Below are 13,751 nucleotides of genomic sequence, written 5' to 3'. Positions count from 1 at the left end.
GCGCTCACAGCTCTCTCTGCGCGTCGTGGAGGTTGCGGGGGCGGACGTCGTCCGTCGTCCCATACAGCTCGATGCGCGAGTGCAGATCTCCGGAGAAGTCCGGTACGTCGATCTGGTCGAACTCCCGGACCTCGTTGATGCCCACCGTGGCGCTGTAAGGGGCCAGACCGTCGATCTTCATCAATCCCGCGCGGTCGTTCGTCACGCGGATGTTCCAGTGGGTGAAGCGGGCGCCGAAGAGCGGGCCTGCGCCGGCGTCTCCACCGTGGCGGCCGTTGTTGTTCACGGTGATGTCCGTGCGGACGTTCGCGAAGGGCATGCCTCGGTGGCTGTCGAAGGTGCCCATGTCCATCGTGCCGCGTGACCAGACGTTGCAGGAGGAGAGCCCTTCTACGTTGATGCCGTGCAGCTGGGTTCCTGACGGAGCCGGGACCGTGCGCTGCTCGATGGTGAAGTCCTCGATCAGGTTGTCGTGGGAGCCCTCGCGGCAGAAGTACGGGTGGTGCGAACCCCGGCCCGCGACACGGGTGTTGCGGAGAGTGCAGGCCGAGGCGCTCACCAGGCCAAAGCCGTTGTCCACATGGCGTACGGCGATGTCGTCCGCCCAGCAGTCGTACGCGCACTGGAACGTGACGCCGTTGTAGCCCTTGTCCAGGAGGTGCGGGGACTGGGGCGTCTCGACCACCTCGAGGGTGAGGCCCTCGACTCCCGCGTTCGTCAGCGCCCTGACGTGGGTGGTGAGTCGGGGGTCCCACTCCGGGCGTACGTCAAGGGGGAGCGGGCGTTCCAGAGTGACGCTGCTCTTGCTCACCGAAGTGACTCGCACCGGCCACTCGTACGGGACGTACGACGTCAGCTTTGTCTTGTCGTCCCAGGTGTAGGCCTCCGGGCCTGGGCCGTCACCCGCCATGTGTTCGAGGAGCGTGTGGTCGGCGTCGTCCGCGAGGCGGAGCAGGACCAGGTCGCCCTTGCGCAGGCGGGAGGTGTCGGTGACCTTCAGGGTGCGGTCGCCGCGACGGGCGGGGCCGGTGGTGGTGAGGGTCTGCCACTCGTCGCGCTTGTTGCCCGTCCAGCCCTCGAAGGGCCAGGCCTTCGCCTTGATGGCGCCGGTGAGGGAGTCCCAACGGGCTTGCGGGCAGAGCCAGATGAGGCCTCCGGCCCAGGACCAGCTGCTCTTGTCCCCGCCGTAGCGGGAGCCGTAGGGGCCGATCAGTTCAGTGAGGTTCTTGGTGGCGTGGAGGGTGGTGCGGGCGCTGCCCGCGCCTCGGAGGACGACGTTGTCGTGGGCGATGCGGATGACGCCGTCGATGCGGTACGCACCGGGCGGGACGAGGACGGTCCCGCCGCCCATCGCCCCCGCTTCGGCGAGGGCCCGGTTGATCGCGGGCGCCGTGTCCGACTTGTCGTCGGGCTTGGCTCCGTAATCGCGTACGTTCGCTACGACTTCGGGGCGGGGCAGGCGACGACGGCCGGCGCGTGCGCCGGCTCGGCCTATGTAGGGAATCTGGGGGTGGGTGTACGGGGCCTTCGTGAACTCCCGCCAGAGGGCGGGGGTTTCACCGCCCGGCCGCTGCCCGGCCGCCCACGCGGTCCCGCCGACCGCACCACCGGCGACGGCTGCCGCCGCGACGCCCATCGCACCACCGAGTACGCCACGTCTGCTGGGCCGCTCCATGCCTGTACCCATACTCGCCACCCTCCACATTCCATGGATGTGAACGCAGTTCATATCTGCGATGGCGGTGAGCATGCCATGGGCTTGGCGCCTGGGGAAGGTGTGCGGCGGGTCACCCGCCGGGAGGCTAGCTCTCCTGGGTCAGGTGGGTGAACGCGTCCAGGTTTCGGGTGGGCTCGCCGCGCGACACCCGCCACGCGTACTCCTTGCGGATCGCCGTCGCGAAGCCCAGCTCAAGGAGTGTGTTGAAGGAGCCGTCCGCGTTTTCGAGGACCGAGCCCAGGAGGCGGTCCAGTTCGTCCGGCGTTACCGCGGAGAGTGGCAGCTTGCCGGTGAGGTAGATGTCGCCGAGGGAGTCGATCGCGTAACTCACGCCGTACAGGCGCAGGTTCCGTTCCAGGAGCCAGCGGTGGACCGCCGCGTCGTTCTCGTCGGGGTGGCGCACCACGAACGCCGTCAGGGACAGGGCGTGCTTGCCGAGTCTGAGTGAGAGCGTCGTGGAGAGTTTGCGGGTGCCTGGGAGCTTCACTACGTAGGAGCCGGGCTCCGGGTTCTCCCACTCCAGCTCGGCGTCGTTCAGCGTCTGCTCGATGATCGCCGGTGCGTCAGCCTGATCAGCCATGATGCGAGCGTACGCGACGCCGGTGCTCATGCATCGCCGCCGTGTAGACGTCCGCCGTGGCGGACGCCGCCGTGTCCCAGCCGAAGGATTCCGCGTGCAGCGCGGCCGCCTCGCCCATGCGGTCCACGAGGTGGGGGTTCTCGGCGAAATCGCGGAGTACGCGCGCGTAGTGGGCCGGTTCGTGGCCGGAGATCAGGAAGCCCGTCGTCTCGTCGCGCACCGCGACCGGCAGGCCGCCCACCGACGCCGCAAGCACCGGCGTGCCCGCCGCCTGCGCCTCTATGGCCACCAGGCCGAAGGATTCGCTGTAGGAGGGCATGACGAGGACCGATGCCGCCCTGAACCAGTCCGCCAGTTGCTCCTGGCCCACCGGTGGCTGGAAGCGCACCACGTCCGCGATGCCCAGCTTGGCCGCCAGCTTCTGGAGGCCCTCCGGCTTGGCGAGGCCGCTGCCGCTGGGGCCGCCCACCACCGGTACGACGATGTTCGAGCGCAGCTCGGGGCGCTGGTCCAGGAGAACCGCGACCGCGCGCAGCAGCACGTCCGGCGCCTTGAGCGGCTGGATGCGGCCCGCGAAGAGGGGGACCAAGGCGTCCTGCGGGAGGCCCAGGCGGTGGCGGGCCGCCGCGCGGCCGTCCGCCGGGCGGAAGCGGTCGAGGTTCACGCCGGGGTGGACCACGGCGACCTTGCCCGCGTCCGCTTCGTAGTGGCGTACGAGTTCGTCGGCCTCTTCGGAGGTGTTGGCGATCAGGCGGTCCGCCGCCCGCACGATCTGTGTCTCGCCGATCACGCGGGCCGCCGGCTCCGGGGTGTCACCCAGAGCGAGTGCCGCGTTCTTGACCTTCGCCATCGTGTGCATGGCGTGCACCAGCGGCACGCCCCAGCGCTCGGCGGCCAGCCAGCCGACGTGGCCGCTCAGCCAGTAGTGGGAGTGGACCAGGTCGTAGTAGCCGGGGCGGTTGCCGGCCCACGCCTGCATCACGCCGTGCGTGAAGGCGCAGAGCTGGGCGGGGAGCTCCTCCTTCGCCAGGCCCTCGTAGGGGCCCGCGTCCACGTGCCGGACCAGGACGCCGGGTGCGAGCTCGACGGCGGGCGGCAGCGTGCCCGTGGTCGAGCGCGTGAAGATCTCGACCTCCACGTTGATCGCGGCGAGGCGCTTGGCCAGCTCGACGATGTAGACGTTCATGCCGCCCGCGTCGCCCGTGCCGGGCTGGTGCAGCGGTGAGGTGTGCACGCTCAGCATCGCCACGCGGCGCGGCCGGCGGGGCGAACCGGGGAGCCGGAGTCTGCCGGGCGCTGCCGGAGAGAGGCGACCGAGCCTGGACACGTACTGGGTCACGTGGCGGTCCTCCTTGCGCGCGCGGGCATGCCTTGAGGGAGGGCCCGCAAAAGCCCTCCAGAGGGAGAACATCGGAAGAGCCACCTCCATTTCCTCTTTGCCAAATCATTACTGGGGCGGGCTCAACCGTTTGTCGGCGATCGCGGGCGCATACCCTTTTCCTCATGGCCTCCCGCACCCCTTCCCGCCCCGTGGGGACGGTGACCCGCGGGACCACCAACCCCAACCGGCTGCGCCGCATGGACCGCTGGATCGCCGCCACGCACGGCGCCGAGCTGCGGCGCGCGACCGACCCCGTGGCCGTCGACCTCGGGTACGGGGCCGCCCCCTGGACCGCCGTCGAGCTGCTGGTGCGGCTGCGCACCGCCGCGCCCCACGCGCGCGTGGTCGGCGTCGAGATCGATCCGGCGCGGGTCGCGGCCGCGAAGCCGTACGAAAGGGAGGGGCTCTCCTTCCGGCACGGCGGCTTCGAGATCCCGCTGCCGGGCAGTCCCGCGCTGATCCGGGCGGCGAACGTCCTGCGGCAGTACGACGAGGAACAGGTCGCCGCCGTGTGGGAACGGCTCTGTGCGCGGCTCGCACCCGGCGGGCTGTTGGTGGAGGGGACGTGCGACGAGATCGGGCGGCGGCACGTCTGGGTCGCGCTCGGCCCCGAAGGACCGCGCACGGTGACCTTCGCGACCCGCCTGGGCTCGCTGGATCGGCCCTCCGACCTCGCCGAGCGGCTCCCGAAGGCGCTGATCCACCGGAACGTGCCGGGCGAGCCCGTACACGCGTTCCTGCGCGACTTCGACCGGGCCTGGGCGGCAGCGGCGCCGTACGCCTCGTACGGGGCGCGGCAGCGGTGGATCAGGACGGTGCGCGAGCTGACCGCGGACTGGCCGGTGGCGGACCGGGCTTCGCGCTGGCGGCAGGGTGAAGTGACGGTGCGGTGGGAGGCGTTGGCGCCCCGTCAGGTGTGAACCGCGCCCCGCGTGGAACGGATCTCCCCGGCCTGACCTGCGGGGAACGATCTCCCAGTGCCGTTCGTCACATGAGACGGGCAGCGGGATGGAGTTGGCTACGCGCTCTGTCGTATTGCGCGCGGACATGGCACCATCCCCGGGGCAACCACAAGTTACTGACGGTAAATCAGTTTTGGGGGAGGCGGGACGTGACCGGCAAGCGGAGTTCGACGATGGCTGGCATGGCGCTGATCTGCGCGGTGACGGTGCTTACGACACCCGGCACGGCCTTCGCGAGTCCGGCGAAGCCAACGCCCGGCAAGGCCAAGTCCCTTGAGGACGTACGCAAGGAGATCGACCGCCTCTACCACGAAGCGGGCGTCGCCACGGACGCGTACAACGCTGCCGAGGAGAAGTCGAAGAAGCAGTCCGAGCAGATCGTGAAGCTCGCCCGCTCCATCACCAAGGGCCAGCAGAAGCTCGACAAGCTCAAGTCCCGTGCGGGCGCCGCAGCCCGCGCCCAGTACCGCAGCGGCGGGATGCCCTCCGAGGCCCAGCTGATGCTCAGCGACGACCCGCAGGAGTTCCTGGACGGCGCGGGGCGGATGCGGCAGGGCGAGAAGGCCACCAAGGGCATGCTGACGGAGATGGGCCGGACGCAGGAGGACCTGCGGATCTACGCCAAGGACGCCACCGCCCAGTGGAAGAAGCTGGAAGCCAACCGCAAGGCGAAGGCCGCGTCGAAGAAGAAGATCAAGAAGAAGATCGAGGCCGCCGAGGAGATGGAGTCCAAGCTCGAGAAGAAGGAGCTCGAGCGGCTCCGGAAGCTCGAGGAGGAGGCCGCCCTCAAGAAGCAGACGGCGTGGGTGAGTTCGGGTGTCCTGAAGGACATCAAGGGCAAGGCGACAGGACAGGGCAAGAAGGCCGTCGAGTTCGCCACCGCGCAGATCGGCAAGCCGTATGTGTGGGGCGCCGAGGGCCCGTCCTCGTACGACTGCTCGGGGCTCACCTCACAGGCCTGGGCGGCGGCAGGACAGGGCATTCCGCGTACGTCGCAGGAGCAGTGGAAGCAACTGCCGCGCATCGACATCAAGAACATGCGCCCCGGCGACCTGATCATTTATCACCAGGACGCCAGCCATGTCGGGATGTACCTGGGCGACGGCGCGATCGTGCACGCACCGCGCCCCGGACGCGATGTCACCATCGCGGGCGCGGGATCGATGAAGATCCTCGGGGTCGTCCGGCCCGACAAGTAGCCCGGCCGCCGGCAAGAAGCGCCCGACAAGTGACCGTCCCTGTGCGGTGAGTCAGTTGCGCGGCCCTTCTGTGCCGTACGTCATGTGACCCACCGCACCCCCACGTTCCGTACTCAACCCCTCCGGCGTGATGTTCGTCATCCCCGGTGGTAGCCGTCGTGCCCAAATCCGGCCCTACATGCGGCATATGACGGTGGCTGTTTGCCGCTCGGCATTCCAATGGGGCCGTGGCTAACGCTATGGTCCCCGTCGGTGGTGCGGCGACCGTCGCCCCACCATGCCCTCGGGGGGAGGGAAGGAACCAAACCGATGCCCGTACCCATACCGCGGCAGAGAGCGATCCCGGCCGCGGAAGGCGGTCAGGCTCACGCTCTGCAGGCGCCCGTACCCACGTCCCTGGACGTGGGCGCAGACCACCGCCCGACGGAGCAGACAAGCGGCACCGGACTCAGCCTGCTGGTGATCGAGGACGACCCGGCAGGTGCGCTGAGCGTCCCCGAGCTGCTCGACTCCGCGGGCAAGCCGATCCGTATCCGCACCGCCCGCAACCTCACCGAGGCCGAGCGGCTGCTCACCGACGACGTGCACTGCATCCTGCTCGACCTCGCCCTGACGGGGGCCGGCGCCCCCGGAGCCGGCGCCTCCGAGGCCGACGAGGACGAGCTCGCCATGCTCAAGCACGTGCTGCTCCTCGCGCCCCGGCACGCCGTCCTCGCGCTCACCGCGAACGGCGACGCCGAGCGCGGCGCCGAGGCGGTGCGCGTCGGCGCCCAGGACTATCTCTTCCGCGACGAGCTGGACGGTCGGCTGCTCAGCCGCGCCATCCGGTACGCCGTGGAGCGCAAGCGCGCCGACGCCGCCCAGCGCCAGCTGACGGAGTCGCGCCTGCGGGCCCAGGAGAACGCCCGTCTGGAGCGCGGTCTGCTGCCCACGCCGCTGCTCGACGGCTCACCGCTGCGGTTCGCGGCCCGCTACCGCCCCGGGCGCTCGCGGGCGCTGCTCGGCGGCGACTTCTACGACACGGTGCGCACCCCCGACGGCTCGGTGCACGTCATGATCGGCGACGTCTGCGGCCACGGTCCCGACGAGGCCGCGCTCGGCGTCGAGCTGCGCATCGCCTGGCGGACCCTGACCTTCGCGGGCCTGTGCGGCGACGAGCTGCTCTCCACCCTGCAGAAGGTCCTGGAGCACGAGCGCGCCGACGACGAGATCTTCGCGACGCTCTGCACCGTCGACATCGCCCCCGACGGCCGCAGGGCGGGACTCTGCCTGGCCGGACACCCGTCCCCGCTGATCGTCCGCGACGGGCGCCTCGCGGAGCTGCTTCCGTACGAGAACAGCGGCCCCGCGCTCGGCCTGCTGCCGAACGCCCGCTGGCCGCGCCGCCAGGTGGAGCTCGGCGGCAAGTGGAGCCTGATGCTCTACACGGACGGCCTGATCGAGGGCCGCATCGGCCGGGGCAAGGAGCGCCTCGGCCAGGAGGGCATGGTGGAGATGGTCCGCCGCAAGATCGCGGCGGGGCTGCGGGGCGACGAGCTCCTGGAGGCCGCGGTCAACGAGGTCCGCGACCTCAACGGCGGCGACCTGACGGACGATGTGGCGGTGCTGCTGCTCGACCGGGACCGCTGAGGCCCCGGGCGGGCTGACTACCGGCCGCCGTTGTACGGGCCGTACGGGCCGTCGCTGCTTGAGCCCCTGCGGCCACCGCCGCCTCCGCCGGTGATCTGCTTGATCGCGGGCCGCACGTCCACCATGTACACGATGGTCGCGATGAGCCCGATGATCGGCAGGAACGACAGGATCGGGAAGAGCAGGCTCGCCACGAAGGCGATCCCGAGGATGATCAGCCAGAACGGCTTGGTCTTCTTGTCCGCCGCGCGGTAGGCGTCCTCGCGCCGGACGGCCGCGTCGATGAGCGCGAAGCCGCTGAAGACGATCAGGGCCAACGACAGCAGCCACATGAAGTTTGCGAACCCCTGCATCAGCACAACGTCCACCACCAGTCCCGGCTCGTGAGGCCTTCGAAAGTCTTGAGTACGCGAGTCTTGAGTACGCGGACACCGTACCCGCTACCCCGAGAACGGGCCGGGCACTCCGAGAGTGCCCGACCCGCTCCCACGGCAGCACCAGCCGTGACACGCGCCTACTTGGCGGGCGACGTGGTCTTCTTCGCCGTCGTCTTCTTGGCGGTGGTCTTCTTCGCCACGGGCTTCTTCGCCGGGGCGGCGGCCTGCGGCTCGGCGGGCTTCGACTCCGCGGCGGCCGGCTCGGCGTCCGGCTCGACGGCCTCGGCCAGCTCCGAGATCTCCTCGGCGGCCTCGCCGCGCCAGGTCTTCACGGCCTGCTCACCGTGCTCGGCGACCTCCTCGTACTTCTCCCGCGCCTTGACGGCGTACTCGGCGGCCACGCCGACCGAGCGCAGCGCCAGGTCCTGAGCGCTCTCGCCGAGCTTCTTCAGGTCGGTGTCGAGGGTCTCGATGAACTCGGTGACCTTGGCCTGGATCGTCTCCTGCGCCTCCTTGGCGCGGGTGGCGGCCTTGTCCTGGACGGCTTTGGTGTCGGTGTTGCGCACGGCGTCGAAACGGGCCGGTGCCTCGGCGATCAGCTGCTCGATCAGGCCCGGCACCTTCTTCGCCTGCTGGTACGCAAGGTCCGCGGTGCCCGCTGCGAAGTAGGCGGGGGTGGGGTCGCTGAGGGTCTTGTACAGGTCGTCCTTGATGGCCATGGGGATGGTCCTCCCGGAATCGCGTCAGCTTGAGGGGTGGTCCTTGGGGCTGGCATCACTGCCGTCGGCCGTGCGGGGGCCGTCAGCGGAGGCGTCCACTTCATCTGAGAACGAGGAGCCGTCCGCGTACGAAACATCCTCCGCGTACGACGAGACCTCGAAGCCGTTCTCCTTGCGGAACGACTCGTAGATCTGCAACAGCACTTGCTTCTGCCGCTCGTTGATGGACGGGTCGGCGAGGATGACGGCGCGCGTCTCCAGCTCGTCCCGCTCCTTCTCGTCGAGGATCCCGGCCCGGACGTACAACGTCTCGGCGGAGATCCGCAGCGCCTTGGCCACCTGTTGAAGGACTTCGGCGCTCGGCTTGCGCAGGCCGCGCTCGATCTGGCTCAGATACGGATTGGACACCCCGGCGGCGTCGGCGAGCTGCCGCAGCGACAGCTGCGCGTTGCGCCGCTGCTCACGCAGATACTCACCGAGATTGCCGACGTTGAGTGATGCCATACGCCGATACTGCACCGCCCTTGCTAACTATTGCAAGCAGGCGCTTGCAATAGTGCGCCAGGCCACGTCGGGCGCCGGAGATGGCGCAAGAGAGATCAGGACCGGAGAGATCAGGATCGGCGAGATCAGGATTCGAGAAGCGCGGCCCCCCGGCCGCCGCCTACCGTGAGGCAGGCGACGGAGCCCGCGCAGACGGCCCGCACGACGGATGGAGACGCGATGAGCACGGCCAAGAGGAAGAGCACGCAGCCGCCCGCGCCGCACGCCGCCGACAGCCACGACATGATCCGCGTGCACGGCGCCCGGGTGAACAATCTGAAGGACGTCAGCATCGAGATCCCCAAGCGCCGCCTCACGGTGTTCACCGGCGTCTCCGGCTCGGGCAAGAGCTCGCTGGTGTTCAACACGATCGCCGCCGAGTCGCAGCGGATGATCAACGAGACCTACAGCGCCTTCCTGCAGGGCTTCATGCCGACCCTTGCGCGGCCCGAGGTCGACGTGCTCGACGGTCTCACCACCGCGATCACCGTCGACCAGCAGCGGATGGGCGCCGACCCGCGCTCCACCGTCGGCACCGCCACCGACGCCAACGCGATGCTGCGGATCCTCTTCAGCCGGCTCGGCAAGCCGCACATCGGCCCGCCGAGCGCGTACTCCTTCAACACCGCATCGGTCCGGGCAAGCGGCGGCATCACCGTCGAGCGCGGCGCCGCCAAGACCAAGACCGTGAAGGCGACCTTCAACCGCACCGGCGGTATGTGTACGCGCTGCGAGGGCCGCGGCGCGGTCTCCGACATCGACCTCACCCAGCTCTACGACGACTCCAAGTCGCTCTCCGAGGGCGCGTTCACCATCCCCGGCTGGAAGTCGGACAGCCAGTGGACCGTGCAGGTCTACGCCCAGTCCGGCCTGGTCGACCCGGACAAGCCGATCCGGAAGTACACCAAGAAGGAACTGCGGGACTTCCTCTACGGCGAGCCGATGAAGGTCAAGGTCAACGGCGTCAACCTCACCTACGAGGGGCTGATCCCCAAGATCCAGAAGTCGTTCCTCTCCAAGGACAAGGAGGCGATGCAGCCGCACATCCGGGCGTTCGTGGAGCGGGCCGTCACCTTCTCCGTCTGCCCCGAGTGCGACGGGACGCGGCTCAGCGAGGGGGCCCGCTCATCGAAGATCAAGCGGATCAGCATCGCCGACGCCTGTGCGATGGAGATCCGCGACCTGGCCGAGTGGGTCCGCGGGCTCAGGGAGCCTTCGGTGGCCCCGCTGCTCACCGCGCTGCAGCACACCCTCGACTCGTTCGTGCAGATCGGCCTCGGCTATCTCGCGCTCGACCGGGCCGCGGGCACGCTGTCCGGCGGCGAGGCGCAGCGCGTCAAGATGATCCGCCACCTCGGCTCCTCGCTCACCGACGTCACGTACGTCTTCGACGAGCCCACCATCGGCCTGCACCCCCATGACATCCAGCGCATGAACAACCTGCTCCTCCAGCTGCGGGACAAGGGCAACACGGTGCTCGTCGTGGAGCACAAGCCGGAGGCGATCGCCATCGCCGACCATGTCGTGGACCTCGGCCCCGGCGCGGGCACGGCGGGCGGCACCGTCTGCTTCGAGGGCTCCATCGAAGAGCTGCGGGCGACCGACACCGTCACGGGCCGCCATCTCGACGACCGGGCCACCCTCAAGGAGACGGTGCGCGAGTCCACCGGCGCCCTGGAGATCCGCGGCGCCACCCGCAACAACCTGCGGGGCGTGGACGTCGATGTGCCGCTCGGGGTGCTGTGCGTCGTCACCGGCGTCGCCGGATCCGGCAAGAGCTCGCTCATCCACGGCTCCGTCCCCACCGACGCGGGCGTGGTCTCGGTCGACCAGGCGCCGATCAAGGGATCGCGGCGCAGCAACCCGGCGACGTACACCGGCCTTCTCGACCCGATCCGCAAGGCGTTCGCCAAGGCCAACGGCGTGAAGCCGGCGCTGTTCAGCGCCAACTCCGAGGGCGCCTGCCCCGCCTGCAACGGCGCCGGCGTCATCTACACCGACCTCGGCATGATGGCGGGCGTCGAGTCCACCTGCGAGGACTGCGAAGGGAAGCGGTTCCAGGCCGAGGTGCTCACGTACACCTTCGGCGGCAAGGACATCAGCGAGGTCCTCGCGATGTCGGTGGCCGAGGCCGAGGAGTTCTTCGGCTCGGGCGATGCGGCCACGCCCGCCGCGCACAAGATCCTCGACCGCCTCGCCGACGTCGGGCTCGGCTATCTCAGCCTCGGCCAGCCGCTCACCACGCTGTCCGGCGGCGAGCGGCAGCGGCTCAAGCTGGCCACCCACATGGGCGACAAGGGTGGTGTGTACGTCCTCGACGAGCCGACCACGGGCCTGCACCTCGCCGATGTCGAGCAGCTGCTCGGCCTGCTGGACCGGCTGGTCGACTCCGGCAAGTCGGTCATCGTCATCGAGCACCACCAGGCGGTCATGGCGCACGCCGACTGGATCATCGACCTCGGCCCTGGCGCAGGACACGACGGCGGCAAGATCGTCTTCGAGGGGACTCCGGGCGAACTGGTCGCCGACCGTTCCACGCTCACGGGCGAGCATCTCGCGGCCTACGTCGGCGCCTGACCGGGGCCCGCTGTCATACGCGGGAAGGCCCGCCGGTAGTCCCCCGGTGACACCCCCACCTGCTTGAGGAAGTGGTGGCGGAGGTTGTTCGCCGTGCCGAGGCCGCTGAGTTCGCCGATGCGCTCGATCGGCAGGTCCGTCGACTCCAGGAGGCTCTGGGCGCGCGCAAGGCGCTGGTTGAGCAGCCACTGGAGCGGGGTCGTGCCGGTGGCCGCCTGGAGGCGGCGGTACAGGGTGCGCGGGCTCATCGCCGCGTGCCGGGCCAGGTCGTCGACGGTCAGGGGGCGGTCGAGGCGGGCGCGGGCCCATTCGAGTACGGGCGCCAGGCCCTCGTCGTCCGTCGCGGGCACCGAGAGGTCGATGAACTGGGCCTGGCCGCCCGGGCGGTGGGCGGGCACGACCATCCGCCGGGCGAGCTGGTTGGCGACGTGCGCACCCAGGTCGCGGCGGACCAGGTGCAGGCACAGGTCGAGGCCCGCGCTCACGCCCGCGCTGGTGAGGATGTCGCCGTCGTCCACGTAGAGGACCGAGTCGTCGACGTCCACCTTCGGGTAGCGCTCGGCCAGTTGGGCCGTGTGCATCCAGTGCGCGGTGGCCCGGCGGCCGTCGAGCAGGCCCGCTTCGGCGAGCGCGAAGGCGCCGGTGCACAGGGAGACCATCCGGGCACCTGCCTCGTACGCGCGGCGCAGGGCGGGGGCGAGGCCGGGCGGGAGCGGTTCGCCGTCGTCGACACAGGCGTCCGGGACCGACGTCACGATGACGGTGTCCGCGCCGACGAGGTCGTCGAGCCCGTGCGGCGTACGCAGCGAAAGCCCGACGTCTCCGGCGCCCCCTGCACCCCCTGCACCCCCGCCTTCGTACGCGCTGCACAGCCGGAAGTCGTACCAGTGGTCCGAGAGATCCGGCTGGGGCTTGCCGAACACCGTGCAGGGGATGCTCAGTTCGTACAGATCCCAGGACGGGATCGCTATCTCCTCGGCCACGACCAACGCGACGGAACCAGCGCTCATGCGGCGAGGGTAGGACGCGGGTCTGACATCGGGCGGCCCGGAACCGTCACCGTGCGTCGCGCAGCCGGAGAAGGTACGCCGCGGTCAGTGCGACGGCACGGTCCCCGTCCTGCGAAAGCTCCACGAGGGCACGTGACGCCGTCCTCCCCGGGATGCCCGCAAGGGCCTGGGTCAGCCGTCCGCGTGCGGGCTCCTCCGTGGTGTCGTGGGCGAGGCGGTCGACGAGCCCGGTCGCAATTCGATCCGCCGTCGCGGAGTCGCTCGCAAGCACGCTCAGTGCGTCGGCCGCGTCGGTGTCGTTCCTTCCCGCCACGATCATGTCGATGAGCGTCGGGACCGCATCGGCCACACCCCGTGTCCCGAGCGCCAGAGCCGCATACCCGCGGACCACCGCGTCAGGGTGCGCGAGGGCATCACGCAGCCGCGCGGCAGCCTCGTCACCGGGCATCTCGGCGAGGGCCTTGACGGCACGTTCCCGCACCGCGGCCTCCGGTGAACCGAGGCCCTCCGCAAGGAGTGCCGGGCCGCCGCCGTCGGCCGATCGTGCAAGGGCCCATCGAAGGGCCCCGGCGACATTCGGCTCCGTCTCGCTCAGTGCCGCCTCGACCAGGGCCTCCACCGGCACCGGAACCTCGTCGACCGAGGAAAGGGCCGCCCGCTGGCGCGCGTCGGGGCTCTTCGACCCCAGCGCCTGGAGGAGCGCGACGACCTGGAGCACGTCCTCCCAGCCTGCGGGGTCCGCGGCATCGATCCGGCGCAGCCGCGTGAGCAACTCGGTCTCCGCCGCGATGCGTTCGCGCGTCTGACGGATGAGGTCGTCGACGAGCGCCGACGGCGTGCGGCCTGGATCGTCGAGCGCGCGCCCGATCTCACGCAGCGAAAGACCCAGCGACCGCAGGCTCTCGATACGGAAGATCCGCCGGATGTCATCGCCGGAGTACTCCCGATATCCGGAGCCCGTACGACCCGAAGGCCGCACCAGACCGAGCGACTCGTAATGCCGGAGCATGCGGGCACTGACCCCGGACCGTCGCGCCACCTCACCGATCAACACGCC

Annotated in this window: 12 protein-coding genes; 4 read left to right on the top strand and 8 right to left on the bottom strand. The window is 70.1% G+C overall.

Annotated features, from left to right (window positions below; genetic code table 11):
* Positions 1-4: 4 nt before the first annotated feature.
* The 3 genes from AB0O76_RS31445 to mshA all read right to left on the bottom strand — a co-directional run bounded on the left by AB0O76_RS31445 (position 5) and on the right by mshA (position 3,636).
* Positions 5-1,675, bottom strand: a complete 1,671-nt coding sequence (locus tag AB0O76_RS31445; RefSeq protein ID WP_365498291.1) for a glycosyl hydrolase family 28-related protein — start codon at positions 1,673-1,675, stop codon at positions 5-7.
* A 127-nt stretch (positions 1,676-1,802) separates the two neighbouring features.
* The gene (locus AB0O76_RS31440; RefSeq protein ID WP_365497954.1) at positions 1,803-2,297 is read right to left on the bottom strand and encodes a YbjN domain-containing protein; all 495 of its coding nucleotides are present in this window, start codon (positions 2,295-2,297) and stop codon (positions 1,803-1,805) included.
* On the bottom strand, positions 2,290-3,636 hold the full coding sequence (gene mshA, locus AB0O76_RS31435; RefSeq protein WP_365497951.1) for a D-inositol-3-phosphate glycosyltransferase: 1,347 nt from the start codon (positions 3,634-3,636) through the stop codon (positions 2,290-2,292). The genes AB0O76_RS31440 and mshA overlap by 8 nt, the downstream gene beginning before the upstream one ends.
* Before the next feature lie 164 nt (positions 3,637-3,800).
* Between mshA and AB0O76_RS31430 the strand changes: the two genes are divergently transcribed.
* The 3 genes from AB0O76_RS31430 to AB0O76_RS31420 all read left to right on the top strand — a co-directional run bounded on the left by AB0O76_RS31430 (position 3,801) and on the right by AB0O76_RS31420 (position 7,468).
* The gene (locus AB0O76_RS31430; protein ID WP_365497948.1) at positions 3,801-4,598 is read left to right on the top strand and encodes a class I SAM-dependent methyltransferase; all 798 of its coding nucleotides are present in this window, start codon (positions 3,801-3,803) and stop codon (positions 4,596-4,598) included.
* A 215-nt stretch (positions 4,599-4,813) separates the two neighbouring features.
* Positions 4,814-5,839, top strand: a complete 1,026-nt coding sequence (locus AB0O76_RS31425; RefSeq protein WP_365498288.1) for an NlpC/P60 family protein — start codon at positions 4,814-4,816, stop codon at positions 5,837-5,839.
* Positions 5,840-6,148: 309 nt separating this feature from the next.
* A complete protein-coding gene (locus tag AB0O76_RS31420) occupies positions 6,149-7,468 on the top strand; it encodes a SpoIIE family protein phosphatase (protein ID WP_365497945.1) in 1,320 nt (439 codons plus the stop codon).
* A gap of 17 nt (positions 7,469-7,485) precedes the next feature.
* On the opposite strand, the gene AB0O76_RS31415 is transcribed toward AB0O76_RS31420, so the two are convergent.
* The 3 genes from AB0O76_RS31415 to AB0O76_RS31405 form a co-directional block, all read right to left on the bottom strand.
* Positions 7,486-7,821 carry a DUF2516 family protein gene (locus tag AB0O76_RS31415; RefSeq protein ID WP_365497942.1) on the bottom strand — a complete coding sequence of 112 codons (336 nt, stop codon included), beginning with the start codon at positions 7,819-7,821 and terminating at the stop codon, positions 7,486-7,488.
* 161 nt (positions 7,822-7,982) lie between these two features.
* Positions 7,983-8,564, bottom strand: a complete 582-nt coding sequence (locus AB0O76_RS31410) for a hypothetical protein (protein WP_365497939.1) — start codon at positions 8,562-8,564, stop codon at positions 7,983-7,985.
* A 24-nt stretch (positions 8,565-8,588) separates the two neighbouring features.
* Positions 8,589-9,068 carry a helix-turn-helix transcriptional regulator gene (locus AB0O76_RS31405; protein WP_365497936.1) on the bottom strand — a complete coding sequence of 160 codons (480 nt, stop codon included), beginning with the start codon at positions 9,066-9,068 and terminating at the stop codon, positions 8,589-8,591.
* A gap of 219 nt (positions 9,069-9,287) precedes the next feature.
* Between AB0O76_RS31405 and AB0O76_RS31400 the strand changes: the two genes are divergently transcribed.
* Positions 9,288-11,684 (top strand): excinuclease ABC subunit UvrA, encoded by a 2,397-nt coding sequence (locus tag AB0O76_RS31400; protein WP_365497933.1) that lies wholly within the window; start codon positions 9,288-9,290, stop codon positions 11,682-11,684.
* Here the strand turns inward: AB0O76_RS31400 and AB0O76_RS31395 are convergent.
* Both AB0O76_RS31395 and AB0O76_RS31390 read right to left on the bottom strand, forming a co-directional pair.
* On the bottom strand, positions 11,669-12,694 hold the full coding sequence (locus tag AB0O76_RS31395) for a helix-turn-helix domain-containing protein (RefSeq protein ID WP_365497930.1): 1,026 nt from the start codon (positions 12,692-12,694) through the stop codon (positions 11,669-11,671). The genes AB0O76_RS31400 and AB0O76_RS31395 overlap by 16 nt on opposite strands.
* Positions 12,695-12,740: 46 nt before the next feature.
* Entirely contained in the window at positions 12,741-13,748 is a 1,008-nt protein-coding gene (locus tag AB0O76_RS31390) for a MerR family transcriptional regulator (protein ID WP_365497927.1), read from the bottom strand.
* Positions 13,749-13,751 lie beyond the last annotated feature (3 nt).

The organism is Streptomyces sp. NPDC086554, from assembly GCF_040686095.1.
GTDB lineage: Bacteria > Actinomycetota > Actinomycetes > Streptomycetales > Streptomycetaceae > Streptomyces.
This window is presented reverse-complemented; position numbering and strand designations above follow the sequence as displayed.

Bases quoted from the DNA above. Each gene is read 5' to 3' on its own strand.
- AB0O76_RS31445 (WP_365498291.1), bottom strand. From the start codon at position 1,675: ATGGAGCGGCCCAGCAGACGTGGCGTACTCGGTGGTGCGATGGGCGTC.
- AB0O76_RS31440 (WP_365497954.1), bottom strand. From the start codon at position 2,297: ATGGCTGATCAGGCTGACGCACCGGCGATCATCGAGCAGACGCTGAAC.
- AB0O76_RS31430 (WP_365497948.1), top strand. From the start codon at position 3,801: ATGGCCTCCCGCACCCCTTCCCGCCCCGTGGGGACGGTGACCCGCGGG.
- AB0O76_RS31425 (WP_365498288.1), top strand. From the start codon at position 4,814: ATGGCTGGCATGGCGCTGATCTGCGCGGTGACGGTGCTTACGACACCC.
- AB0O76_RS31420 (WP_365497945.1), top strand. From the start codon at position 6,149: ATGCCCGTACCCATACCGCGGCAGAGAGCGATCCCGGCCGCGGAAGGC.
- AB0O76_RS31415 (WP_365497942.1), bottom strand. From the start codon at position 7,821: ATGCAGGGGTTCGCAAACTTCATGTGGCTGCTGTCGTTGGCCCTGATC.
- AB0O76_RS31410 (WP_365497939.1), bottom strand. From the start codon at position 8,564: ATGGCCATCAAGGACGACCTGTACAAGACCCTCAGCGACCCCACCCCC.
- AB0O76_RS31405 (WP_365497936.1), bottom strand. From the start codon at position 9,068: ATGGCATCACTCAACGTCGGCAATCTCGGTGAGTATCTGCGTGAGCAG.
- AB0O76_RS31400 (WP_365497933.1), top strand. From the start codon at position 9,288: ATGAGCACGGCCAAGAGGAAGAGCACGCAGCCGCCCGCGCCGCACGCC.
- AB0O76_RS31395 (WP_365497930.1), bottom strand. From the start codon at position 12,694: ATGAGCGCTGGTTCCGTCGCGTTGGTCGTGGCCGAGGAGATAGCGATC.